This window comes from Streptomyces sp. NPDC059917, from assembly GCF_042730635.1.
Taxonomy (GTDB): Bacteria; Actinomycetota; Actinomycetes; order Streptomycetales; family Streptomycetaceae; genus Streptomyces.
Genome location: NZ_JBHWLC010000003.1, coordinates 1 through 21,913 on the forward strand (window position 1 = coordinate 1; position 21,913 = coordinate 21,913).

Annotated in this window: 22 protein-coding genes; 9 read left to right on the top strand and 13 right to left on the bottom strand. The window is 73.4% G+C overall.

The features are described 5' to 3' along the window. Positions 1-124: 124 nt before the first annotated feature. Complete coding sequence (locus tag ACFWAR_RS02265; protein ID WP_385772377.1) at positions 125-937, bottom strand: SDR family NAD(P)-dependent oxidoreductase; 813 nt, start codon at positions 935-937, stop codon at positions 125-127. A 202-nt stretch (positions 938-1,139) separates the two neighbouring features. Between ACFWAR_RS02265 and ACFWAR_RS02270 the strand changes: the two genes are divergently transcribed. Further along, positions 1,140-1,370, top strand: coding sequence for a cold-shock protein (locus tag ACFWAR_RS02270; protein WP_385772378.1), 231 nt, complete (start codon positions 1,140-1,142; stop codon positions 1,368-1,370). A 20-nt stretch (positions 1,371-1,390) separates the two neighbouring features. Here ACFWAR_RS02270 and ACFWAR_RS02275 read toward each other — a convergent pair whose 3' ends face one another. Further along, on the bottom strand, positions 1,391-2,194 hold the full coding sequence (locus tag ACFWAR_RS02275; RefSeq protein WP_385772379.1) for a DUF6585 family protein: 804 nt from the start codon (positions 2,192-2,194) through the stop codon (positions 1,391-1,393). Positions 2,195-2,357: 163 nt separating this feature from the next. Next, positions 2,358-3,119, bottom strand: coding sequence for a class I SAM-dependent methyltransferase (locus tag ACFWAR_RS02280; protein WP_385772380.1), 762 nt, complete (start codon positions 3,117-3,119; stop codon positions 2,358-2,360). A gap of 189 nt (positions 3,120-3,308) precedes the next feature. Here ACFWAR_RS02280 and ACFWAR_RS02285 point away from each other — a divergent pair, with 189 nt between their 5' ends. Next, on the top strand, positions 3,309-5,630 hold the full coding sequence (locus tag ACFWAR_RS02285) for a family 20 glycosylhydrolase (RefSeq protein WP_385772381.1): 2,322 nt from the start codon (positions 3,309-3,311) through the stop codon (positions 5,628-5,630). Positions 5,631-5,889: 259 nt separating this feature from the next. Here the strand turns inward: ACFWAR_RS02285 and ACFWAR_RS02290 are convergent, their stop codons facing one another. The 4 genes from ACFWAR_RS02290 to ACFWAR_RS02305 all read right to left on the bottom strand — a co-directional run bounded on the left by ACFWAR_RS02290 (position 5,890) and on the right by ACFWAR_RS02305 (position 9,590). Beyond that, positions 5,890-7,113 (bottom strand): MAB_1171c family putative transporter, encoded by a 1,224-nt coding sequence (locus ACFWAR_RS02290; RefSeq protein ID WP_385772382.1) that lies wholly within the window; start codon positions 7,111-7,113, stop codon positions 5,890-5,892. Then, positions 7,110-8,306: an MAB_1171c family putative transporter gene (locus tag ACFWAR_RS02295; RefSeq protein ID WP_385772383.1), complete on the bottom strand. Its 1,197-nt coding sequence runs from the start codon at positions 8,304-8,306 to the stop codon at positions 7,110-7,112. Before ACFWAR_RS02295 ends, ACFWAR_RS02290 begins: the two co-directional genes overlap by 4 nt. Next, positions 8,306-8,878 (bottom strand): toxin-antitoxin system, toxin component, encoded by a 573-nt coding sequence (locus tag ACFWAR_RS02300; protein WP_385772384.1) that lies wholly within the window; start codon positions 8,876-8,878, stop codon positions 8,306-8,308. Before ACFWAR_RS02300 ends, ACFWAR_RS02295 begins: the two co-directional genes overlap by 1 nt. 127 nt (positions 8,879-9,005) lie before the next feature. Beyond that, the gene (locus ACFWAR_RS02305) at positions 9,006-9,590 is read right to left on the bottom strand and encodes a helix-turn-helix domain-containing protein (protein WP_385772385.1); all 585 of its coding nucleotides are present in this window, start codon (positions 9,588-9,590) and stop codon (positions 9,006-9,008) included. 199 nt (positions 9,591-9,789) lie between these two features. On the opposite strand from ACFWAR_RS02305, the gene ACFWAR_RS02310 reads away from it, so the two are divergent. The 5 genes from ACFWAR_RS02310 to ACFWAR_RS02330 all read left to right on the top strand — a co-directional run bounded on the left by ACFWAR_RS02310 (position 9,790) and on the right by ACFWAR_RS02330 (position 13,868). Then, positions 9,790-10,293: a helix-turn-helix domain-containing protein gene (locus ACFWAR_RS02310; protein WP_385772386.1), complete on the top strand. Its 504-nt coding sequence runs from the start codon at positions 9,790-9,792 to the stop codon at positions 10,291-10,293. Beyond that, positions 10,286-10,651, top strand: coding sequence for a DUF4180 domain-containing protein (locus tag ACFWAR_RS02315; RefSeq protein ID WP_385772387.1), 366 nt, complete (start codon positions 10,286-10,288; stop codon positions 10,649-10,651). Before ACFWAR_RS02310 ends, ACFWAR_RS02315 begins: the two co-directional genes overlap by 8 nt. A gap of 28 nt (positions 10,652-10,679) precedes the next feature. Next, positions 10,680-11,813 carry a PP2C family protein-serine/threonine phosphatase gene (locus ACFWAR_RS02320; RefSeq protein WP_385772388.1) on the top strand — a complete coding sequence of 378 codons (1,134 nt, stop codon included), beginning with the start codon at positions 10,680-10,682 and terminating at the stop codon, positions 11,811-11,813. Positions 11,814-11,929: 116 nt separating this feature from the next. After that, positions 11,930-12,706 carry a S1 family peptidase gene (locus tag ACFWAR_RS02325; RefSeq protein ID WP_385772389.1) on the top strand — a complete coding sequence of 259 codons (777 nt, stop codon included), beginning with the start codon at positions 11,930-11,932 and terminating at the stop codon, positions 12,704-12,706. Between the two features lie 61 nt (positions 12,707-12,767). Then, positions 12,768-13,868 (top strand): M20 family metallopeptidase, encoded by a 1,101-nt coding sequence (locus tag ACFWAR_RS02330; RefSeq protein ID WP_385772390.1) that lies wholly within the window; start codon positions 12,768-12,770, stop codon positions 13,866-13,868. Between the two features lie 155 nt (positions 13,869-14,023). On the opposite strand, the gene ACFWAR_RS02335 is transcribed toward ACFWAR_RS02330, so the two are convergent. The 5 genes from ACFWAR_RS02335 to ACFWAR_RS02355 form a co-directional block, all read right to left on the bottom strand. After that, on the bottom strand, positions 14,024-14,689 hold the full coding sequence (locus ACFWAR_RS02335) for a response regulator (RefSeq protein WP_385772391.1): 666 nt from the start codon (positions 14,687-14,689) through the stop codon (positions 14,024-14,026). After that, entirely contained in the window at positions 14,679-15,947 is a 1,269-nt protein-coding gene (locus tag ACFWAR_RS02340) for a sensor histidine kinase (RefSeq protein ID WP_385772392.1), read from the bottom strand. Before ACFWAR_RS02340 ends, ACFWAR_RS02335 begins: the two co-directional genes overlap by 11 nt. A gap of 32 nt (positions 15,948-15,979) precedes the next feature. Further along, on the bottom strand, positions 15,980-16,810 hold the full coding sequence (locus ACFWAR_RS02345; RefSeq protein WP_385772393.1) for an ABC transporter permease: 831 nt from the start codon (positions 16,808-16,810) through the stop codon (positions 15,980-15,982). Further along, positions 16,807-17,736, bottom strand: coding sequence for an ABC transporter ATP-binding protein (locus tag ACFWAR_RS02350; protein WP_385772394.1), 930 nt, complete (start codon positions 17,734-17,736; stop codon positions 16,807-16,809). Before ACFWAR_RS02350 ends, ACFWAR_RS02345 begins: the two co-directional genes overlap by 4 nt. Positions 17,737-17,908: 172 nt before the next feature. After that, complete coding sequence (locus tag ACFWAR_RS02355) at positions 17,909-18,637, bottom strand: ribonuclease H (RefSeq protein WP_385772395.1); 729 nt, start codon at positions 18,635-18,637, stop codon at positions 17,909-17,911. A gap of 205 nt (positions 18,638-18,842) precedes the next feature. Here ACFWAR_RS02355 and ACFWAR_RS02360 point away from each other — a divergent pair, with 205 nt between their 5' ends. Continuing rightward, a complete protein-coding gene (locus ACFWAR_RS02360; protein ID WP_385772396.1) occupies positions 18,843-20,435 on the top strand; it encodes an alpha/beta hydrolase in 1,593 nt (530 codons plus the stop codon). 58 nt (positions 20,436-20,493) lie between these two features. Here ACFWAR_RS02360 and nadE read toward each other — a convergent pair whose 3' ends face one another. Beyond that, complete coding sequence (gene nadE, locus ACFWAR_RS02365; RefSeq protein ID WP_385772397.1) at positions 20,494-21,336, bottom strand: ammonia-dependent NAD(+) synthetase; 843 nt, start codon at positions 21,334-21,336, stop codon at positions 20,494-20,496. A 299-nt stretch (positions 21,337-21,635) separates the two neighbouring features. Between nadE and ACFWAR_RS02370 the strand changes: the two genes are divergently transcribed. Then, positions 21,636-21,830 (top strand): thiazolylpeptide-type bacteriocin, encoded by a 195-nt coding sequence (locus tag ACFWAR_RS02370; RefSeq protein ID WP_385772398.1) that lies wholly within the window; start codon positions 21,636-21,638, stop codon positions 21,828-21,830. Positions 21,831-21,913: the final 83 nt, after the last annotated feature.

Consider the following 21,913-nt stretch of genomic DNA (forward strand, 5'->3'; position numbering starts at 1 on the left):
GCCCGCCTACTGGACGTAATCGGGCGTTCCGACAACGCCGCGAGGCGCGGTACCAGGCGTCGCGAGCCAGGCGATACTTTCGAAACACGCCCTAGGATGCCGATCGGCGGACCCCCGCTCGGGGTCAGCCGGTGGCGGGGTCCGTCGAGGGCATGACGCGGCCGACCGAGACGACCAGCTGTCGGCGGGTCAGGAGGCGACCGGCGAGGGCCATCAGCCGGTTGAGGCCACCGGGTATGACGCTGGGCGGCGGGTTGCGGCGGTCGAGGGTGCGCAGCGCCGTGCGGACGACCGCTCCGGCGCTCTGGACGCGGGTGCCGCCGCTCACCCCGTCCGTGCCGAGGACGTCGAAGAACTCGGTGCGGGTCGCTCCGGGGCACAGCGCCAGCACGCGCAGCCCGGTGCCCCGGGATTCGTGCCAGAGGGCCTCGGTGAAGCTCAGGACGAAGGCCTTGCTCGCGCCGTACACCGCCATCCCCGGTACGGGCTGGTAGGCGGCCGTGCTCGCGACGTTGACGAGCACGCCCTTGCCGTGGGCGCGCAGCCGGTCGACGAAGGCCCCGCTGATGCCGACCACCGCCGCGACGTTGACCGCGATCTCCCGGCGCAGCCGCTCCGGGTCCCCGCGGTGGAGGGGGCCGAAGGTGCCGAAGCCGGCGTTGTTGATCACGCTGGTGATCGTGAGCCCGCGCCGGTCCAGCTCCTGCGCGAGCAGCTCTCCGGCCCGGTCCACGCCGAGGTCCATGGGGACGGGGACGACCGTGACGCCGTGCGCCGCCGACAGCTCCGCCGCCAGCCGCTCCAGGCGGTCCTCCCGGCGGGCGACCAGCACGAGGTCGGAGCCGCGCTCGGCGAGGCGGCGGGCGAACTCCTCCCCCAGGCCCGAACTCGCCCCGGTGATCAGCGTCGTCTGGCCCCGGTAGTCGACCGCGTTCATGGCGCTCCTCCTGGATGCGTGGTGGCGCTCACCGTACGGGGCGGGGTGCGGCGCCCGACGGCCGGGCCGCCCCGGGGGGGGGGGGGGGAGCGCCCGTGCGTGCGGCGGACTCACCCGACTGCCCCGCCCGGCGCGCGGCCGGCGCCCGCGCGCCCCACAGTGGACGGCACGCACCGCCCCGCTCCGACGCGAAGGAGGCCGCATGGACGAGACCTGCGAGGAAACGGGCGGGGCCCGGATCAAGGGGTTCGTCCAGTCCTTCAACCGCGACCGCGGCTACGGGTTCCTCGTCCCCTACGGGGCCCCGGACGCCGTGTACGTCGAGCGCGCGGACATCGAGTGCGGCGCCCGGACCCTGTCCGAGGAGCAACAGGTCAGCTTCACCGTGGAGTTCGCCGCCGGGCGCTTCGTGGCCAAGCACGTCCGGCCCTGAGCCCGCGGCGCCGGAGCGGGCTACGGACGCCGCAGCGCGTCCGCGATGGTCAGGAAGACCAGCAGGTTGGGCACCTTGGGTGCCTGGGGGGCCGCCCACGCCTTGGTCAGGCCGGTCCGCCAGACGCAGACCATGCCGCCGCGGGCGGCGACCTCGCTGACCTCCGCCCAGGGCAACGTCTCGCGGGACTCGTGCGTGACGCCGGTGCGGGACAGCGCGAGCGGACCGAAGCGGACCGTCCCGCCCTCGCTCACCTTCTGCCACACCTTTTCGGCCTGGGCGCGGGCGACGGCTTCCGCGAGCAGGGGGCCCCAGGTGGCCGAGCCCGCGTAGACGTCCGTGATCCGCACCCGCTCCCCGCCCGGCGCGACCACCACGGAGGCGTGGGAGCGCCCGACGGGTGTCCGCGTGCCCTTGTAGTCGATCACCTCCTGGACGGTCTCCTGGTAGAGCACCGCCCGCTCCCAGCGGACGGCGAAGAGCGCGCCGCGGTTCTTGTCGACGACCAGTCCGTGCTCGTAGAGGTGCAACCGCTTGGCGGCCAGGCCCTTGCGGAACAGCGGGCTGCGGGCGACCGCCACCGCGGCCAGCACGCCGATCCACAGGGGGTACATCGCCCCCACCCAGCTGACCTCCAGCCACAGCAGGACCCCGCCGCCGAACAGCGCGGCGATGCCGGCGAGTGAGCCGATGACGAACCAGATGCGGTACTTCTCCTGGAGGCCGACCTCGCTCTCGGGCCGGAAGGTGTGCTCCAGGGCGCCCAGCCGGTGGCGCGCGGCGAGGGACTCCGCCGCTCGGGAGGACGGCGTCGGGACGGTCATGCGCAGCCTCGGCTCCACGGTCACGGCGAGCCTTCAAGGCCACCTGAGCGGTGCGGAGTTGACCGGCCCCAACGGAACCGGCGCCGCACGGACGACCTCAGCAGCCAACACCACGATCAGGGCCCGGGCAAGCCCTCCCGGCCCCCGGTCCGCGCGCCGCTGGTCAGTGCGCCCGGGCCGTGGTGACCACCAGCGGCGGCGCGGCCCGTTCCGCCGACCACGGGCGGCTGCGCACGAGTTCGGGGTCGGCGACGAGCAACGCCTGTTCCACGGTGGGGTGGTGTTGCGCGACGTCCTCGAACCCGGCGCGTTCGAGCAGCGGCGGGAGGACGTCGACGGGCCACGCGTGGTTGGGCATGTCCTGCCAGGTGCCGTCCGTGCGCAGGAGCCGTACGGTCAGCCGCTCGCCGGGGCCGTAGACCGCGCCGGGCTCCCCGATGCGCAGCGAGGCGTACTCCGTCCCCGCGCGGGCGGGGTCGGTCGCCAGCAGCACGAACAGGCCGCCCGGGCGCAGCAGTCGGCGGACTTCGCCAAACACCGAGAGCAGGGCCTCCTCGGTCGGCAGCGAGGCCAGCACGTGGTTGCACATCACCGCGTCGGCGCAGCCGTCCGCGAGGCCCACCGCCCGGCCGTCCTCGACCAGGTGGTACTCCGCGACCGCGCTCCCCGCGGCCCGGGCCAGCTCCAGCATCTGCGGGGAGGTGTCCACGCCGAGCACCCGGGCCCCGAGCACCCGGGCGGCGTGCGCGGCGACGGTGCCGGGCCCGCAGCCGTAGTCCACCAGGACGTGCCCGGCGCCGATCCGCTCGGCCAGGGCCCGTAGGACGAAGGGGTACCCCAGCAGCCAGTCCGTGGCCGCCACCACCGAGGCGAAGGCGCGCGCCCCCTCGGGACCGGACCACGCGGCGGGTTCTGTGTCGCTCACAGCACCCACTATCGGGCCGCGACCACCGGGCGCGCGGGTTACGACACGGCGGGGCGTGCGCCGGGCGGGGCGTGCGTGATCGTGCGCGCAACCGGCCCGCTTCGAGCACCTATTGACATGAACGCGGCACTGCGCTGCACTTTGCCCGCCACACGCACTCCCCTTCCCACCCACCGTTCGGGGACTTCCATGCGTCTGCTCAGATTCCTGATCGCCGCCGTGCTGGCCCTGGCCGCACTCGCCGTACCCGCGACCGCCACCCCCGCGACCGCGGCTCCGGCCGCTGCGGCCGCCGCCGAGCCGCCCCGGACGATTCCGGCCCTGCGCCAGTGGACGGCCGGCTCCGGCGCCTACACCTTCACCGCCGCCAGCCGGATCGTCGTCGATCCCGCCTCCGCGGACGGGCTCCTCGACGAGGCGCGGACCCTGGCGGAGGACCTGGAGGCCCTCGCGGGGCGTCCGGTGGCCGTCGTCACGGGCGCCGCCGCCACCGGTGACATCGCGCTCGCGCTCGGGGACGCCACGCTGCCCGCCGAGGGCTACCGGATGACCGTCGCGGCCACCCTCTCCCTGCGGGCCGGGACCGACGCCGGCGCCTTCTACGGCACGCGCAGCGTGCTGCAACTGCTGCGCCAGTCCTCCTCGATCCCCGCCGGAACCGCGGTGGACTGGCCGTCCAAGGCCGAGCGCGGCCTGATGATCGACCAGGGCCGCAAGTTCTTCACCGTGGAGTGGGTCGAGCAGCACATCAAGGAGCTGGCCTACCTCAAGCTCAACTACTTCCACTTCCACCTGTCGGACACCTTCGGCTTCCGGCTGGAGAGCGCCACGCACCCCGAGATCGTCTCCGCCGACCACTACTCCAAGCAGGACGTCGCCGACCTGATCGCGCTGGGGCAGAAGTACCACGTCACGATCGTGCCGGAGATCGACACCCCGGGGCACATGAACCCGATCCTGGCGGCCCACCCCGAACTGAAGCTCAAGAGCAGCTCGGGCGCGGTCAGCGCCGACTTCATCGACCTGTCGCTGCCCGCCTCGTACGCCCTGATCAAGGACCTGGTCCAGGAGTACCTGCCGCTCTTCCCGGCCGCCTACTGGCACATCGGCGCCGACGAGTACGTCACCGACTACGCCAAGTACCCGCAGCTGCTCGCCTACGCCCGCGCCCACTACGGCGCGGGCGCGACCGCCAAGGACACCTACTACGGGTTCGTGAACTGGGCCGACGACCTGGTGCGGGCCGGCGGCAGGACCACCCGGATGTGGAACGACGGCATCAAGTCCGGGGACGGCACCATCACGCCGCACCCGGACATCCTCGTCGAGTACTGGTACGGCTACGGGCTGACGCCCCAGCAGTTGGCCGCGGCCGGGCACCAGGTCGCCAACGAGTCCTGGACGCCGACCTACTACGTGCTCGGCGGCGCCAAGCCCGACACCAAGTGGATGTACGAGAGCTGGACCCCCGACCGCTTCGAGGGCGGCGCCACCCTCACCGACCCCGCGAAGAACCCCGGCTCGCTGATCCACGTGTGGTGCGACAACCCGGGCGCCGAGACGCAGGACCAGATCGCCGCGGGCATCGCCAACCCCCTGCGGGTCCTCGCCCAGCAGACCTGGGGGTCGCCGAAGCCGGTGGGCGACTACGCCTCCTTCACCCCGGTCATCGCGACGATCGGGCACAACCCCGCCTGGCCCGGGCTCGCCCAGCCCGGGAACCTGGCCCGCAACCGCCCCACCACCGCCTCCAGCACCGAGACGGCGAACTTCCCGGCGGCCACGGCGACCGACGGCGACCCCGCCAGCCGCTGGTCGAGCGCCTACGCCGACCCGCAGTGGCTCCAGGTCGACCTGGGCTCCACCCGGTCCGTCGACCGCGTGGTGCTGCGCTGGGAGGCGGCGTACGGCAAGTCCTTCCAGATCCAGCTCTCCGACGACGGCGCGACCTGGCGCACCGCGTACACGACGACCAGCGGCGCCGGCGGGGTCCAGGACCTCGTCGGCCTCTCCGGATCGGGCCGCTACATCCGGATGTACGGGACCCAGCGCGGCACGGCCTACGGCTACTCCCTGTACGAGTTCGAGGTGTACGGGGACCGGCTGGGCGGGACCAGGACGCTGACCGCCACCGGGCGGGCCCTCGACGACCCGGCGAGCTCCACCTCCGCCGGCACCAGGCTGATCACCTGGACCCCGCACGGCGGCACCAACCAGCAGTGGCAACTGGCTCCGGGCGGCGACGGGACCTACACGCTGACCAACGTCCTCTCGCACCTGTGCGCGGACGTGGAGGGCGGATCCACCACCGCCGGTGCGGCCGTCGTCCAGGCCGCCTGCACGGGCGGCGACGGCCAGCGCTGGCTGTTCACCGCGCTCGGCGGCGGGGACTACTCGGTGGCCAACCGCAGGAGCGCGCTGCTCCTCACCACCGCTTCCGCCGCGGACGGCTCCCCCGTCACCCAACAACCGTCCGGCGGGACCGGCATCCAGCGGTGGCAGCTCGCCTGACGGCAACCCTACCAACGATCGTTTCCCTGGACGAACCGATTAATCCCCGGTTCCGACCTTGGGGGAAGCACCCCCTCCACTGGTCAAGTACCTGACCAGTGGGGGTTTTAGGGTCCCAAGGCACGACGAATCCACCCGTGCCGGACGCGGGGACTCCGAAAGGTCAAATTCAAGGATCGTTTCGCTTGCACAATCGATCATTGACATGTTCTAGTGGCCACGAAGCCCGGGGAGGAAGTTCTCCCCGGGTCGGAGACGGCTAGCGTTGCGGCACCGGTATATCGGGGGTGTGCCGCAGCGCAGCCGCTTCTCGGAAGGACCGGACGACGTCCGATGACAGCGCGCGGGACATCCGCACCAGACCGGAGGGATCGTCGGGAGAGACGAGTACGGAGCGGTGGTTCTGCCGCAGCGGGTCCGACGCCTCGGGCAGCGGGACGCGACGGGCCCACACCACGACCGCGTCGGCGAGTGCGGCCGCGTCCGCGACGGCCTCGGCCTCCTCGGCGCAGCCTGCCGTTTCGCGCGCGCGGAGCAGGGCGCGGGCGCGCAGTTCCGCGTCCAGGTAGGGGCTGACCGTGAGGATCCCGTCGTGGATGTCGGCCTCGAGCTGGGTGACGCGCAGTTCGATGGAGGCGCGGGGGCCCTCGGCGAGCTCGCGCGTGTGCTGGGTGGCCGCGCTCAGCTCCTTCCAGAGCGGCCGCAGCTGCCGGAACCGGCGCCACTGGTCCCAGTGGGTCGAACAGCGCTGCGAGGCCAGCGGCAGCACGAACCCGCCGCCGATCAGGATCACGGACAGCGAGGCGACGACGGGGGCGACCCCGGCGCTGAGGTAGTCCCGGTCGTGACCGAGCCAGCGGGAGACGATCGCGGTGAACTTCAGCCCGTCGTAGCCCAGGTTGAAGAGGTGCCCGATGCAGATCAGGATCAGTCCGGCGCGCAGCGCGCCGTGCACCTGCCGCGCCCACACCCAGCACAGGGCCGTCACGATGATGCCGTTCGCCGTGTGGGCCAGCAGGTAGAGCAGGAGCATCTCGCGGATGTAGGGCGTGGACGCGTAGTAGGTGTCCATGTCGGTGAGCCGCTCCACCGGAGCGTCGCCCAGCACGAACAGGACGTTGATCGTGACGACGACCGCCGCGGTCACTCGGTAGCAGCGGCGTGTCCACCGGGCCGCCCAGGCGGCCTTCTCGGGCCCCGCGTTCCACCGGATGATCAGGACGATGCTCGCCCCGCAGAACGCGGTCAGCAGCGAGTACACGAGCGGTGCGGCGGCGTTCGGCACACCGGTGAAGCGGTTGATCGCCACGAGCGAGGGCAGGGCGGTGGCGAAGTCCACGCAGACCGCCAGGGCGAGCACGGCGCAGACGGACCGCAGCAGTTCGTTGCGCGGGTCGCGCCACAGCGCGGGGAGCCGGAGCAGCAGGATGACGACCAGGAAGGCGCCCGGTATGTAGAAATCGAGGCCTTGCGAGCGCATCATCGTGCGACCTTCCGTGCGGGTGCGGGGGGCCGGACGGTGGCCACCGTCCGGCGGGAGAGCACCCCATAGTGCCGGGCCACCCGCGCGATTTCGTCGCCGCCCCCTCCCAGAAGGAGGGAGACCGCTTCGAACCCGGCGCCGCGGTCGGCCCCCTCGATGGGGTCCGGTCCCTCCCGTTTGGCCGCGATGGCGGCGGCGATCATGGTAGCGGCTCCGGCGGCCCGGGCCGCCCCGGGCTCCTCCCCCGCGCGCAGGGCCACCGCGCGCCCCCGCGCCATGAGCTCCGGATCGCAGTACGGGGCGAGGGCGATCAACTGGTCGTGGACGTCCGTCTCCCGGTACGCGAGCCGGTCGTCCAGCGACGGACGGCCCAGCGTCAGCGTCAGGTCCGGCTGCCCGGCGACCTCGCGCAGGTCGCGCCAGAGCGGAGCCAACTCCCGGTAGCGCCTCCAGGTGTTCCGGTAGGCGTCGACCCGCTCGCCCTGCGGGAGGAGGAACCCGGCCGCGCAGAGCAGGGAGCCGAGGCCCGCGGCGGGCGGGGCGAGGTCACTGCTCAGGTAGTCGAGGTCGACGCCCGACCAACGGGCACCGAGCGCGACGGCCTTGGCGACCCCGAAGGCGGCGCCGAGCCCGAACCCGGCGACCAGGCAGCTCAGACCGGCCCGGAGCCAGCCCTCGGCCTCGCCCAACCACCGGCGGCAGGTGCGGGTGAGCGTGGCGTAGATCGCGGTGTGCCAGAGCAGGTAGAGGACGATCATTTCGCGGATGCCCGGGGCGGACGCGTAGTAGGTGTCCAGGTCCCGCACCCGCTCGCTCGGCGCGTCCCCCGAGGCGAACAGCGCCGAGAGGGACGCGATGACGAGCGCGCCGCCCCACAACCACCCGCGGACCTGGCGCCGGACCTCCTCGCCGAAGCCGCTGCGCCAGTAGGTCAGGAGCACCATCGCCATGGTGCTGCACGCGGTGAGGAGCGAGTAGACGAGCGGGGCCGAGACGTTGTCGACGCCCGTGGTCCGGTTGACGAAGTGGATGGTGGAGGGAGCCGCGAAGAAGAACCCCGCGCCGATCAGGAAGGTCAGCACGGCGACCCCGCGCACCATGGGGTTGCGCCACCTGCGGGTCAGGTTCGGCAGTTTGGCGAGGAAGACCAGGGCGAGCGCCACGGCCGGGATGTAGTAGTCCGCATCGGCCATCAGTCCTCAGAGCCTCCGAGGGAGGACTGGATCCGCTGCCCGGGGCCGTTGAGCGGGCGCTGGCCGGCGTGGGGCTCCACGTGGCGGCGCAGCCGACTGCCGAACCGGCGTCCGAACGCCTCCGCTTCGGCCTCGTCCCCGGGCACGGCGTGCGTGCGCGCGGCGACGCTGAGGATGGCCTGGTCGAGCGGGCCGGGGCCGAGGACGTCCACCAGCAGCCGGGTCGCGGCCTGCGAACCGTGTTCGTGGGTGCCGCAGTGGCCGCGCACCATGTGCCAGATCTCGTGTCCCAGGATGACCAGGGAGTGGAAGGGGCTGGTGCTGCGCACGACGACGATGACGTCCTCGTGCTCGCGGTCCAGCCACAGCCCGGACAGACCGGGCGGGAAGTTGCGCCGCAGCACCCGCACGGGGCGGCCGCGCATCTCGGTGAGGTAGCCGGCCACCCTCTTGAACAGCTCGTCCACATCGGCCGGGGCCGGCCCGCGCAGCGCGGCGTCCAGCTCGCCGCACAGCTTCGCCATCTCCTCCTCGAGCTGGTGCTGCCGACGCCTGTTGCGGAAGATCCCCACCCGGTAAACCCCTCGAAAAGCACACCGCTCGGGCGCGGTGTGCGGTGCCCTCTCCCCGTGCCCGCGCCGAGTGGCGGAGCCGATACCCACGTACTGCCTGGGCGCGCGATGCCCCGCGCGCCGCGCCTCAGGCGTCGAGCTGGTCCTCTTCGATCGAGTCGATCAGGGCCTGCATCACGGCGCGCGTCTTGGGCGACGTGCCCCGCAGGGCGAATCCGTTGAGCTGGTTCTTGCGCTTGAAGTCCTGGAGCTCGGCCAGCTGGCGCGACTGCTCCTCCTCCAGCTTCTCCCGCAGGGCCCGGTCCAGGGCCTGGGAGGGGGTGGCCGTCAGGAAGCCCCGCGACACCTGGAAGAAGTCCTCGATCCGGGCCGCGTGCTCCAGCGAGGGCGCCTTCTCCCCGCGCAGGAAACGGCCGAACCACTGCGGCGTCAGACCGGCCCCGTGCGCGATCTCGGCCTGCGTGTACGGCCGACCCGCAGGTCCGAGCCGGGTCCGGCGCAGGAATTCGAGCCGCTGGGTGACCTGCTGGAGGAAGTCGCTCTCGGGCAGCGGGCGCCGGTGCAGGCCCGCCACCACCACGGACTCGGGCAAACCGGTGCTCCGGGCCAGCGGCTCCGGGTCGAGGGTCACGGCCCAATCCAGCTCCGCTTCCTCGATCAGCCCCTCGAGAAGCGCCAGGCTCTTCAGATGAGGGCTTTCCTCGTCGGTCACGTTCACTCCTGGCTGGCTTGCTTGTCCCGTACGCGTAGCGGCCGACGGGCAGTGCCCGTACCGCCTCGTCACTGAATCAGATCAGCGATCGGTTCTACAACTGAAACGATCGTTGAATTCACGACCCCACCCCCCCCCATCACTCCCTATCCTCATTCATTTTCCATAAATAGAGTTGTTTGGGGTATGATCCGGCTCCATGGAGAGTGCTGAACGCGAGCTGTATTCGGTGGGCGAGGTCGCCGAGCGCCTCGGGCTCCACGTGCGGACCGTCCGGAACTACGTGCGCGACGGGCGGCTCAAAGCCGTCCGGATCGGCAAGCAGTACCGGATCGCCCGCGAGGACTTCGAGGCGCTGACCCGGCTTCCGCTCACCGACCCGGATCCGGCACCGGCCGCCAAGCCGGTCGCGGCCCCGCGCGGACACCTGGAGGTGTCCAGCATCGTGCTGGTCGAACCGATCGGCCCGGAGGGCGCCGGCCGACTGAGCACCCTGGTCACCGCCGCCGTGCAGGGACCGCGGGACACCCCGGAGGCACTGCGCGTCCAGACCGTCCACGACAAGGAGCGGGCCCGCATGAAGATCGTGATCCTCGGCGGTGCGGTCGACACCGCCGATCTGCTGCACTTGATCGACGGCGCCCTGGAACCGGACAACGGCCTGTTCCTCTCCGGCGCCCGGCAGGGGGCCCACCGTGCCTGACCGCCTCGTGACGCACCACGGCGTGCCGGTCCTCGTCTGCGCCGCCGACGGTCCCCCGATCGCCACCGAGCAGGACGCCCTCGACCACCTCATCGGCGCCGCCTACCACCACGCGCCGGACGTGGTCGCGGTCCCGGCGGAGCGGTTCGACGACGGCTTCTTCGACCTCAGCAGCGGGGTCGCGGGAGCGATCCTGCAGAAGTTCGTCAGCTACCGGCTCCGCCTGGTCGTCGTCGGGGACATCGCGCACCACCTGCGGGCGAGCAAGGCCCTGCCGGACCTGGTCCGCGAGTCGAACCGGGGCACCCACGCCTGGTTCGTCGACGACCTCGACGCGCTGGCGGACCGACTCGCGTGAGTCGCCTCCCCCGGTGTATCCAGGAGCCATGGGTCATCGGCTGCGCCACCCGGGGCGGGGCGGGGGCCGGGAACCGCGCCTGGCGCTGCTGCCGGTTCCCTTCGTCCTGATCGCCCTCGTCACCGTGGTCGACATCCTGGCTCCGCCGGGCGTCCACCTCGGCCCGTTCCTGGCCGCCGCGCCCGCGCTGGCCGCTTCCTTCACCGGGCCCCGGATGACCGGGTTCGTCGGCGCCGTGGCGGTCCTGGCCCAGGCCGTGGTGGCCGTCGTACGGACCAACCTGACGGATCTGAACCACACCATCCAGCTCATCGCGCTGGTGTTGATCTCGGTGATCGTCACCCTCTTCGCCCATCTGCGCGAGGTCCGCGAGCGCCAGCTCACCCAGCTGCGCTCGGTGGCCGAGGCCGCACAGCAGGTCGTCCTGCGGCCCCTGCACGAGCGGATGGGACCGCTCCGGCTCGCCTCCGTGTACCTCGCCGCCGAGGCCGAGGCACAGATCGGCGGGGACCTGTACGCCGCCGCGCGCACCCCCCACGGCACCCGGCTGATCATCGGTGACGTCCGGGGCAAGGGGTTGGCGGCCGTCGGGGACGCCGCCCTGGTCCTCGGCGCCTTCCGGGCCGCCGCCCACCAGGAGGCCGACCTGCCGGGCCTGGTCGCCCATCTGGAGGCCGCCGTCGCCCCGGACCCGTACGACGACGGCAACGGCGGCGCACCCGGGGAGCCCCCCGAGCACGACGGGCACCGCGAGCAGTTCACCACGGCGGCCGTGCTCGACGTCCCGGACCGGGAGACGACCCTGCGCCTCGTCAGCTGCGGGCACCCGCCGCCCCTGCTGCTGCGCGGCGGCACGGTCCGCACGCTGGAGGTGGACCATCCCGCGCCGCCCCTGGGCCTCACCGAGTTCGCGGACGGCGGCTTCGTCGTGCAGTCGTTCTCCTTCGAGCCCGGGGACGTCGTGCTCCTCTACACCGACGGGGTCATCGAGGCCCGGGACGCGCGGGGCGCCTTCTACCCGCTGGCGGACCGCGTCGCCGACCGGGTCGGCGACGGCCCGGAAGCGCTGCTGCGCCACCTGTGCGCGGACCTGCTCGCCCACTCCCCCGGCGGGCACCTGGGCGACGACGCGGCGATGGTGGCCATCGAGCGGCTCGGCTGACGTTTCCGGCCATTTCGGCGCGGCCGCGCAACCCCGCCCCCGGCTCCCCCGTCCTCCCGCACGACATCGACGCCGCGCGCCCCCGGGGCCGCGCACCGCGCCCCCGGGGGGATCACATGCTCAGGTTCGACAGGCGTACCGCAGCGGCCGCGTTCACCGCTTCCGTACTCGCCGCGGCCGCACTCGCGGCCACCGCGGCTCCGGCCGCGGCCGTCCACGGCGGGCAGAACGCGACGGTGACGGACCATCCGTACGCCATGCTCATCGAGACCGCGGACGGGCAGCCCTTCTGCGGCGGCACGCTCGTGGCCCCCACCAAGGTGTTGACGGCGGCGCACTGCGTCAAGGACGCCCCCGCACCCCTGGAGCTGCTGGTCATCGGCGGGCGCACGACGGTCGCGAGCACCAAGGGCACGGTCCGCCACGTCTCTTCGGTGAAGGTCCACCCGAAGTTCGAACAGGGCACGCTGACCTACGACGCGGCGGTCCTCACCCTCTCCGCCCCGATGCCGTACGCCGCCCTGCCGGTGGCGGGCCCGAAGGACTCGGCCCTCTACGCCTTCGGCGCGAGCGCGAAGACGGCGGGCTGGGGCCGCACCGCCACCAACACCCCGGCCACGCGGCTGAAGTCGGCCACCTTGACCCTGGCTCCGCTCACCGGCTGCGCGCCCTTCACCGAACCGGGCGAGTCCGACGCCCTCAAGGTGTGCGCTCTGCCCCGCGCCGGGACGCACGACAGCATCTGCCGCGGCGATTCCGGCGGCCCCCTCGTCGCCGGGGGGAAGGTGATCGGCATCGTCTCCACCGGGAACAAGTACTGCGACGACCAGTACCCGGTGTCCGTCTACACCAAGGTCAGCGCGATCGCGGCGGGCCTGGGCCTGCCCACCTGAGCGCGGACCGCGCGACGGACCGACGGGCCCGCGTCGCGGTGCGGCGGATACCCTTGCCCGCATGCCGATGCCCAAGACCGTCCCCGTGAGCGTCGACGCGATGCTCGAAGACCTCCGGACACTCGTCGAGACCGAATCCCCCTCGCGCGAGCGCGACGCCCTCAGCAGCTCCGCCAAGGTCGTCGCCGCCGTCATCGAGAGCCGCCTCGGCGGGCAGGCCGTCCTCGTCGAGAGCGAGGCCGGGCCGCACGTCCACTGGTCCGCGGGCGGCGATCCCAAGGTGCTGGTCCTCGGTCACCACGACACGGTGTTCCCGCTCGGCACCCTGGAGCGCCGCCCGTTCGCGGTCGCCGACGGCCGCGCGACCGGCCCCGGGGTCTTCGACATGCTCGGCGGACTGGTGCAGGCCGTCCACGGCCTGGCGGCCCTCGACGACCGCTCGGGCGTCGAGATCCTGGTGACCGCGGACGAAGAGGTCGGCTCCCACACCTCCCGGTCCCTCATCGAGGAGCGCGCCCTCGCCTGCGGCGCCGTCCTCGTCTTCGAGGGCGCCGCCGACGGCGGGGCCCTCAAGACCGGTCGCAAGGGGTGCGGCACCTTCCAGGTGGCGATCACGGGCCTCGCCTCGCACGCGGGCCTGGAGCCCGAGGCCGGCGTGAACGCCCTCGTCGAGGCCTCGCACCAGGTCCTGGACATCGCGGCGCTCGGACGCCCCGAACTCGGCACCACCGTCACCCCGACCGTCGCGTCCGCGGGGACCTTGGACAACGTCGTCCCCGCCGGTGCGACCGTGATCGTCGACGTCCGCGTCGAGTCCGCCGAGGAGACCGCGCGCGTGGAGTCCGCCTTCGCGGCGCTGTCCCCGCACCTCGCCGGGGCGCGGATCGAGGTGCGGGGGTCCATCGTCCGTCCCCCGATGCCCGAATCGGCGTCGGCGTCCCTCTTCGCGCTGGCCCGGCGGCTGCGGCCCGGCCTGGAGGGCAGGGCGGTCGGCGGCGGCAGCGACGGCAACTTCACGGCCGCGCTCGGGGTGCCCACCCTCGACGGCCTCGGCGCCGTCGGCGGCGGCGCCCACGCCGACCACGAGTACCTGCTGGTCGACGCCATGACCGAGCGCGCGAACCTGGTCACCGAACTGGTACGGGCGATCCAGCACGCGTAGCCCGGCCGCGGGACCGCGCGGCGGACGGCCCGTAACCCCCTCGCGATCCGCTCGTTGAACGGGCAGGTCAAGCGAAGAGCACGGAGTCCCGGCCCCCAGGGTCCGGGACTTCGTGCTGTCCCGGCCGAAGGGCCGCGGGCCTCGGGGCGCGGCCGTCAGCCCAGGATCCGCCGTTCGTAGCCCACCGCGACCGCCTCCGCGCGGTCCTTGGCGCGCAACTTGCCGTAGATGTGGGTGAGATGGGTCTTCACCGTGGCTTCGCTGATGAACAGGGCGCGGGCGATCTCCCGGTTGGAGGTTCCCCTGGCCACCAGTTCGAGGACCTCGCGCTCGCGGGCCGAGAGCGGCTCGTCGGCCGGGGCGGTCGGCCTGCGCACGGCCGTGACCAGGCGGGAGGCCACCGCCGGGGAGAGGACGGTACGGCCTTCGGCGGCGGCCCGCACCGCGGTGAAGAGCTCCTCGCGCGGGGCGTCCTTGAGCAGGTAGCCGGTGGCCCCGGCCTCGATCGCGGGGAGGGTGTCCGTATCGGTGTCGTAGGTCGTCAGGACGAGGACCTTGGAGCGCAGCCCCCGGCGGGTGAGTTCCGCGATGGCGGCGACTCCCCCACCGCCCGGCATGCGCAGGTCCATCAGGACCACGTCGGGGTCGAGCCGTTCGGCCAGGGCGACGCCCTCGACGCCGTCGGCGGCTTCGGCGAGGACCTCGAAGCCCTCGGCGGAGGCGAACATCCCGCGCAGGCCGTCCCGGACGACCGGGTGGTCGTCACAGATCAGCAGGGTGATGGCGGGCGCGGCGGGCGCGCTGGTGCGGTCAGTGCTCATGGGGGACCAACGGTACGCGGGCGCAGACGGCCGTACCGTGGCCGGGTTCCGATTCGACGGTGACGGTCCCCGCGATGCGCTCCGTACGGGCGCGCATCCCGTCGAGGCCGAAGCCCGCGGTGCCGCTGCGGGGGGCCAGGCACAGCGGGTCGAAGCCGCGGCCGTCGTCGCGGACGTCCAGGGAGACCTCGTCGCCCATGAAGGAGAGGGTGACGCCGACCCGTGAAGCACCCGCGTGGCGGCCCGCGTTGGACAGGGCCTCCTGCGCGACCCGGAGCAAGGTGGCCTCGATCTCGGTGTGGAGCCGGTGCAGCGTGCCGGTGACGGTGAAGTCGGCGCGCACGCCGTGCCGGATGCCCCAGGCGTCGACGGTCCGCGCCAACGCCTCGTGCAGCAGGTCGTGTTCGAGGTCGAGCGGGCTCAGGTTCTGCACGGAGCGGCGCGCCTCGCCGAGGCTGTGGCGGGCCAGGTCCTGCGCCCTGCGCACATGGGCGCGTACGAAATCGGGGTCTTCGCCGACGGTGACGACCTCCAGCTGGGCGATGATCCCGGCCAGGCCCTGGGCGATGGTGTCGTGGATCTCGGCGGCGAGCCGTCGTCGCTCGTCGGCGACCCCGGCCTCCCGCGCCTGGAGGAGGAGTTGGGCGTGCAGGGCGGCGTTCTCGTCGAGGGCCTGGCGCAGTCGGGCGTTGGCTGTCTCCAGCTCCCCGATGGTCTCGTCCTGGATCCGGGTCCGCTCCTCCTCCTGGGCGGCGAAGTGGCTGAACACGCTGAGCATCAGGAGGTTGACGACGAGCACCCCGCCCAGGACGACCCAACCGACGGGCCCCTTGGGCGGCAGGCCGCCCGACTGCGATCCGGACATGACGACGGCGGTGGCGAAGAGACCCGGCTTCACCCAGCGCCGGGGCAGCACCCGCTCGGCGCCGAAGTAGCCGATGGTCGCGTAGAAGGCGAAGAACGGGTTGAGCCAGGTGAGCGCGAAGGCGAGGACCCACCGCAGGAGGTAGTAGACGGCTCCCGCGGCGGACGGACCCGGGCGGCGGTCCCGGACGCGCCCCCAGCCGAGCTGGAGCAGTACGGCGAGAACGACCAGGACCGTCGCGGCCCGGCGGCCGGAGGCGCTCATCAACAGGTCGGCGGTGGCCACCGACACGAGCGAGCCGAGAGTCAGCAGGGCGTAGGGGCCCCAGCGGTGGAACAGGTCCCACCGCGCGTCCGGTGGTGTGCGCCGCGTGCCGTCCGCCCCGTCGTCCATGGCCCCATTCTCGGGGACGCGCCGCTCGTCGCTCACTGCCAGCGGAACCAGCGGGTGGCGCCCGCCGAGAACAGCGCGGCCCACAGGGCGAGCACGCCGAGGTGCGTCCAGCCGGGCCAGTGTCCCGCGGCGGCCTCGCCCAGGGCGCGGGCGGCGGCGCCGAAGGGGGTCATCCCGACGATGCGGGCGAGGGCGGTGGGCATGGCCTGGACCGGCAGCCACACACCGGCGCTGAACATCATCGGGAAGAAGACGGCGGACCCGATGGCGCCGGCGATCTTCGACGTGCGCGAGACGGCGGAGACCAGCGCGCCGAGCGCGAGGGCGGCCAGCACGGCCAGCGCCAACGCCACGACGTAGCCGAAGAGTTGCCCGGGCAGGGCGACTCCGAAGGCGATCCGGCCGACCGCCAGGCAGAGCAGCGCCGAGAACACCGCGGCCGCTCCGTGCAGCCCCATCTGGGCACCGAGCAGGGCGGACGGGCGGACCGGCGTGGTGGACATCCGACGCAGGATCCCCCGCTCCCGGTAGCCGGTGATGACCGGCGGCATCGCCTGGAGCGCCGCCAGGATCATGGCGAGCAGGACGGACACGGGGACGTACGCGTCGACGAACCGGATGCCGCCGAGGGCCGGGTCGGGATGGCGGAAGGCGGGGATCGAACCGAGGATCGCGACGAGGAGGCCCGGGAAGGCGATGATCCAGAAGAGCGGGGCGGGCTCGCGGCGGAACAGCAGGGCCTCGGTCCGCAGCACGGCGAGCGCGGCCGTGCGGGAGGTGCGCGCGCGCCCGGCCCGACGGGGGGTGCGGGCGGTGCGGGGCGGGGTCGGGGTGTCTGCGGCAGGGGTGCGGGCGCCGGTCATGCCTGGGCCTCCGTGAGGTCGAGGAACGCGTCGTCGAGGGTGGCCTCGGACACGCGGAGCTGGTGGGCGGTGACGTGGTGCCGGGCGAGGAGGGTGATCACGGCGTTGACGGTGTCGTCGGTGCCGTGGAGGGTGAACCGGCCGTGCTCCTGGGTCATGGCCGTGGCCTGCGGCGCCGCGGCGAGGGCGGCGAGCACCCGCTCGTCGAGCGGGCTGGAGGGCGTGAAGGAGATGACCGTCGACCCGGCCGCCCGGCGGATCAGCCCGGAGGGGGTGTCGAGGGCGGCGATCCGCCCCTTGTCGATGACGGCGATCCGGTCGCAGAGGCGCTGGGCCTCCTCCATGAAGTGGGTCACGAGCAGCACCGTGACCCCGCCGCGCCGGACGTCCTCGATCAGTTCCCACGTGTCCCTGCGGGCGCGCGGGTCGAGGCCGGTGGTGAGTTCGTCGAGGACGACGACCCGGGGGTTCCCGACGAGGGCGAGCGCGATGAAGAGCCGCTGTTTCTGACCTGCGGACAGGTCCCCGAACCGGGCGCCCAGTTTGCCGGTGAGCCCGAGCCGCTCCGCCAAGGGCCGCCAGTCCGCGGGGGCTTCGTAGCAGGCGCAGTACAGGGCGAGCGCCTCGCGGACGGTCAGCTTGGCCGGGAGTTCGCTCTCCTGGAGCTGCGCGCCGAGGATGCGGGTCACCTCGTCGTGCTGGGCCACCGGGTCGAAACCGGCGACCTCGATCGTCCCCGAGTCGGGGACCCGGAGCCCTTCGACGCACTCGACGAGGGTGGTCTTGCCCGCGCCGTTGGCGCCGAGGATGCCGAAGACCTCGCCTTCCTCGACCGAGAAGCTGATGCCGTCGACGGCCGGTCGGCGGCCGGGGCCCGGGCCCCGGCCGTAGGTCTTGCGGAGCGCGTCGACTTCGATGATTGCCATGCGTCGAGGATGTCGGCGGGCGGGGCCGCGCCACATCGCCCATCGCGCTCGACGCCGCATCGACCGATCGGTTGATCGGGCGCTACGACCGGCCGCCGCCGGTGCCCACCCCTGGGTGGGCGGGAGGCGCTCGGCGGCGGCGCGGACCGCGCGGGACGGGGCCCGGCCGCCGTCAGGCGGGTGCGTCGGCGGGGGCCGCGGCGGCGCAGTCCGCGTGGCCCCAGCGCGCCCCGAGCTTGGCGATCATCTCGCCCGCCGCGTAGGGCTTGCCGCACGGGCAGCTGCCGGGGAACTTCGCCTTGATGGCGCGGCCGCCCTTGCCCGGCGCGGCGGCCGGCGCCGCACCCGGCGCCGCGCTCCGCTTCGCCGGGGCGGCCGACTTCTGCCGCGCCGGTCCGCTGCGGGCCGGGGCCGGCACCGGGACGCTTTCGCTGCCGAGGGCCGTCCCGGCCGCCTGCTGCGTCACGGCGGCGTCGCTGGCGGCCTGGTCGGCGATGGCGTTGAGGTGATCGCCGTCCTCGCGGTGGGCGGGGACGTAGCGGAACTCCACGTCCCGGTCCGTCAGCAGCAGGTCGATGCTCTCGACCAGTTCGCGGTTGGCCACCGGCTTCCCCGCGGCCGTCTTCCAGCCGTTGCGCTTCCAGGCGGGCAGCCACTGCGTCACGGCCTTCATCGCGTACTGCGAGTCCATCCGTACCTCGATGGACGTGCCCGGCGCCACCGCCTCCAGGAGCCGCTGGAGAGCGGTGAGTTCACCGACGTTGTTGGTGGCGCGGCCGAGCGCGCCGGACTCCCAGCGCTGCGGACGGCCCGCGGAGTCCGCGATGACCCAGGCCCACCCGGCAGGCCCGGGATTCCCCTTCGCCGCCCCGTCGCAGGCGGCAATGATGCGATCTGACATCCCCCGATCATGCCCCACCGGTCCCGTTGTCCCGGCATCGGCGGACGGCCCGAGCGGCCCGGGCCCGGCCGCGGGGGTGGCCGTGGGGGTGGCCGCGGGGGTGGCACTACCACCACCTCCAACCCTGGCAGCAGTGGTATCGAAGCCGGGGCGGCCCGCGGGCGAGGATCGGAAGCGACCGAGAACGTCCGACGGGGAGTACCACATGCACCTGTTCAGCAGGAAGAGGAAGACCGCGCGCCGGGCCGGAGCGGCCGCGGCCTGCGCCCTGCTCGCCGCCGCCGCGCTGCCCGCGGCGGCCGCGAACGCGGCCCCCGCAGCGGGCCCGTCCGCCGGGCCCGGCGCCACGGCCCCGCCCGTGCCGGAGCGCTACCGCGCCCAGCGCCTCGACTGGCACCCCTGCGCCTCGGGTCCGCTGGAGTGCGCCACCATGGCCGTGCCGCGCGACTGGTACCACCCGGACGCCGGGCCGAACCTGAGCATCGAGGTGTCCCGGCTCCGCGCGACGGACCCCGCGAAGCGCCGCGGGGTCCTGATGATGGCGGCGGGCGGGCCGGGTTCCTCCGGGCTGGGACGCCCGGCCGGGCTGGCGGCGTACGGGCCGAAGCTGGCGGCGGCGTACGACATCGTCGGCTTCGACCAGCGGGGCGTGGGCGCCAGTACCCGGGTGGTCTGCTCGGACCAGGACGGGGTGGACGCGCTCTTCGCCGACGGCGACCTGCGCGACCGGTCCCCGCGGGCCCTGGCCCGCACCGTGGAGCGCGCCCGCGCCTTCGTCCGGGACTGCGAGCGGAACTCGGGCGGACTGCTCCCCTACATCACCACCGACCAGGCCGTGCACGACATGGACCTGTACCGGGCGCTGCTGGGCGAGGACCGGATCTCCTACTTCGGGCCGTCGTACGCGACCGTCCTCGGGGCGTACTACGCGACGGAGTTCCCCCGCCGGGTGGACCGGGTCGTGCTCGACAGCAACGTCGACTTCACCGGCACCTGGCAGGACTTCCAACTGGGCCAGCCCGCCAGCTTCCAGCGCCGCTACGAGCAGGACTTCCTCCCGTGGCTGGCGGCGAACGACGCCACCTACCACCAGGGGAGCACCCCCGCCGCCGCGCAGGCGTCCTACGAGCGGCTGCGGGCCGCCCTGAGCGAGCACCCGCTCGACATCGAGGGGACGGTGGTCACCGCCAACCACCTCGACGTGGCGGCGAGCGACGCGATGTACAACGCCAACCGCGGCTTCACGTCCTTCGCCTCGCTGCTCGGCGTCCTCGAACACCCGCAGCAGGCACCGGCGCCGGTCCGGACCGCGGTGGCCGCCCGGCTGAAGCACCTCATGGGGGCCCCGTTCGTGGCCGACTACTTCGCCGTGACCTGTGCGGACACCCCGTGGAACCGGGACGGGCGGTTCTGGCTGGCGCGCAGCGGCGCGGCGACCCGCGACGCGCCGCTGGTCGGGGCCCGCGCGCTGACCTTCGCCTCGATCTGTGCGAACTGGCCCCGGACCGCGACGCCGCGGGTCAAGGTGACCGGCGCGGGGCTCGCGCCGGTGTTGATGCTCAACTCGACGAACGACCCGGCGACCTACTACGAGGCGGCCGTGCGCGCCCATCGCGGGCTGGCCGGTTCCCGGCTGGTGACGGTCGACGGGGGTGACCACGGCCAGTACCAGAACGGCAACGCCTGCGTCGACGCGCACGTCGAGGCGTACCTGGTGGACGGCATCCTCCCGGCCGGGGACACCCGCTGCGCGGGCACCCCGCTCCCGAACCCCGCCGCGTCCGCCGCGCGCGACTGATCCCCCGACCGCCGAGCGGCCCGGCCTCCCCCAGGGGTGGCCGGGCCGCTCGGTGTGCTCAGGCGCGCCACCAGTCGTCGAGCGGGGTGACCGGGACGGTCCGCTTGTGCCGGGTCGCCAGGAAGATCGACTCCAGCTTCGCCGCCACCTCGGGCGCGACGTCCGCGCCCTCCAGGTAGTCGTCGATCTGCGCGTACGTGAGGCCGAGCGCCACCTCGTCGGGCAGCGCGGGCCGGTCGTCCTCCAGGTCGGCGGTCGGCACCTTCTCCCAGGAGCTGGGCGGTGCGCCCAGTTCCTGCAACAGGGCCGCTCCCTGACGCTTGGTCAGTCCGGTCAGCGGGGTCACGTCGACACCGCCGTCGCCGAACTTGGTGAAGAAGCCGGTGACCGCCTCGGCCGCGTGGTCGGTGCCCACCACGAGCATGCCCAGCTGTCCGGCGATCGAGTACTGGATCACCATGCGCTCGCGGGCCTTGATGTTGCCGCGCACGAAGTCCCGCAGCGCGGTCTCCTCGCCCAGCAGCTCGCGCAGGCCGGTGGCCGCCTCGACGGCGACGGCGTCCGCGCTCGGCTTGACGTTCACGGCGACCGACCGGTCGGGCCGGACGAAGCCGAGCGCGATCTGCGCGTCGTGCTCGTCCGCCTGGACGCCGTAGGGCAGCCGCACCGCGACGAAGGTGGCCTCGTGCCCCTCCGCGCGCAGCTCCTCGGCCGCCAGCTGGCAGAGCCGACCGGCCAGCGTGCTGTCCTGGCCGCCACTGATCCCGAGGACGAAGCCCTTGGCCGGTGTCGACCTCAGATAGTCCTTGAGGAAGTCGACCCGCTGGCGGATTTCGACTTTCGGCACGACGGCCGCCTTGACACCGAGCTCGACGCGGATCTGCTCCCGTAGGTTCACCATCCACGTACTGTACTGGCCGGAATCGAGCCGGAGGAAACCGGTCGCCCCGGCCCCCTGCGGCGCCCGGCCCGCGCGGGGGCCGGCGGCAGAGCCCGCGTGCAGCGCCGCTCGAGCCGGCCGCCGCACGGCCGGGACTCGTCGGCGTGTCGGCCAAACTCGTTGATTTCGGCTGGAGTTACGCCGGAAGAGCGGAAATCGCCCGCTGCGCGCCGAACACCCCCGGAGCTACGGTTGCGCTCGCCCGTCCCCCACCACGGGACGGGCGGTTACCAGCCAACCCCACCACCCTGGGAGTTCTCATGGCAGACATCAACGCGGCCACCACCTTCGAGGCCACCGACCTGGACCTCGGCGGTATCACCGTCACCACGATGCGCGACACGGCGGGCGTCTCGGCCTTCTCGGCCAACACGTCGACCTCCGGCTGCGGGTTCCCCGGAGCCTCCTCCTGCGCGTGCGTCCAGCATCCGCAGGTGCTCCCCAGCGCCGCCTGAGGCCGTTCCGCCGGCGTCCGACCCGTCCCCGCGCGCACTGCGGGGCCGGGTCGGACCCACCCGCCGAGCCGAAAGGGAATCCG

What these genes read in the sequence shown, in the direction of transcription:
- ACFWAR_RS02345 (WP_385772393.1), bottom strand. Translation starts at nt 16,810, where the DNA reads ATGACCGGCGCCCGCACCCCTGCCGCAGACACCCCGACCCCGCCCCGC.
- ACFWAR_RS02335 (WP_385772391.1), bottom strand. Translation starts at nt 14,689, where the DNA reads ATGAGCACTGACCGCACCAGCGCGCCCGCCGCGCCCGCCATCACCCTG.
- ACFWAR_RS02360 (WP_385772396.1), top strand. Translation starts at nt 18,843, where the DNA reads ATGCACCTGTTCAGCAGGAAGAGGAAGACCGCGCGCCGGGCCGGAGCG.
- ACFWAR_RS02290 (WP_385772382.1), bottom strand. Translation starts at nt 7,113, where the DNA reads ATGATGCGCTCGCAAGGCCTCGATTTCTACATACCGGGCGCCTTCCTG.
- ACFWAR_RS02320 (WP_385772388.1), top strand. Translation starts at nt 10,680, where the DNA reads ATGGGTCATCGGCTGCGCCACCCGGGGCGGGGCGGGGGCCGGGAACCG.
- ACFWAR_RS02355 (WP_385772395.1), bottom strand. Translation starts at nt 18,637, where the DNA reads ATGTCAGATCGCATCATTGCCGCCTGCGACGGGGCGGCGAAGGGGAAT.
- ACFWAR_RS02270 (WP_385772378.1), top strand. Translation starts at nt 1,140, where the DNA reads ATGGACGAGACCTGCGAGGAAACGGGCGGGGCCCGGATCAAGGGGTTC.
- ACFWAR_RS02295 (WP_385772383.1), bottom strand. Translation starts at nt 8,306, where the DNA reads ATGGCCGATGCGGACTACTACATCCCGGCCGTGGCGCTCGCCCTGGTC.
- ACFWAR_RS02370 (WP_385772398.1), top strand. Translation starts at nt 21,636, where the DNA reads ATGGCAGACATCAACGCGGCCACCACCTTCGAGGCCACCGACCTGGAC.
- nadE (WP_385772397.1), bottom strand. Translation starts at nt 21,336, where the DNA reads ATGGTGAACCTACGGGAGCAGATCCGCGTCGAGCTCGGTGTCAAGGCG.
- ACFWAR_RS02330 (WP_385772390.1), top strand. Translation starts at nt 12,768, where the DNA reads ATGCCGATGCCCAAGACCGTCCCCGTGAGCGTCGACGCGATGCTCGAA.
- ACFWAR_RS02285 (WP_385772381.1), top strand. Translation starts at nt 3,309, where the DNA reads ATGCGTCTGCTCAGATTCCTGATCGCCGCCGTGCTGGCCCTGGCCGCA.
- ACFWAR_RS02325 (WP_385772389.1), top strand. Translation starts at nt 11,930, where the DNA reads ATGCTCAGGTTCGACAGGCGTACCGCAGCGGCCGCGTTCACCGCTTCC.
- ACFWAR_RS02310 (WP_385772386.1), top strand. Translation starts at nt 9,790, where the DNA reads ATGGAGAGTGCTGAACGCGAGCTGTATTCGGTGGGCGAGGTCGCCGAG.
- ACFWAR_RS02265 (WP_385772377.1), bottom strand. Translation starts at nt 937, where the DNA reads ATGAACGCGGTCGACTACCGGGGCCAGACGACGCTGATCACCGGGGCG.
- ACFWAR_RS02340 (WP_385772392.1), bottom strand. Translation starts at nt 15,947, where the DNA reads ATGGACGACGGGGCGGACGGCACGCGGCGCACACCACCGGACGCGCGG.
- ACFWAR_RS02350 (WP_385772394.1), bottom strand. Translation starts at nt 17,736, where the DNA reads ATGGCAATCATCGAAGTCGACGCGCTCCGCAAGACCTACGGCCGGGGC.
- ACFWAR_RS02275 (WP_385772379.1), bottom strand. Translation starts at nt 2,194, where the DNA reads ATGACCGTCCCGACGCCGTCCTCCCGAGCGGCGGAGTCCCTCGCCGCG.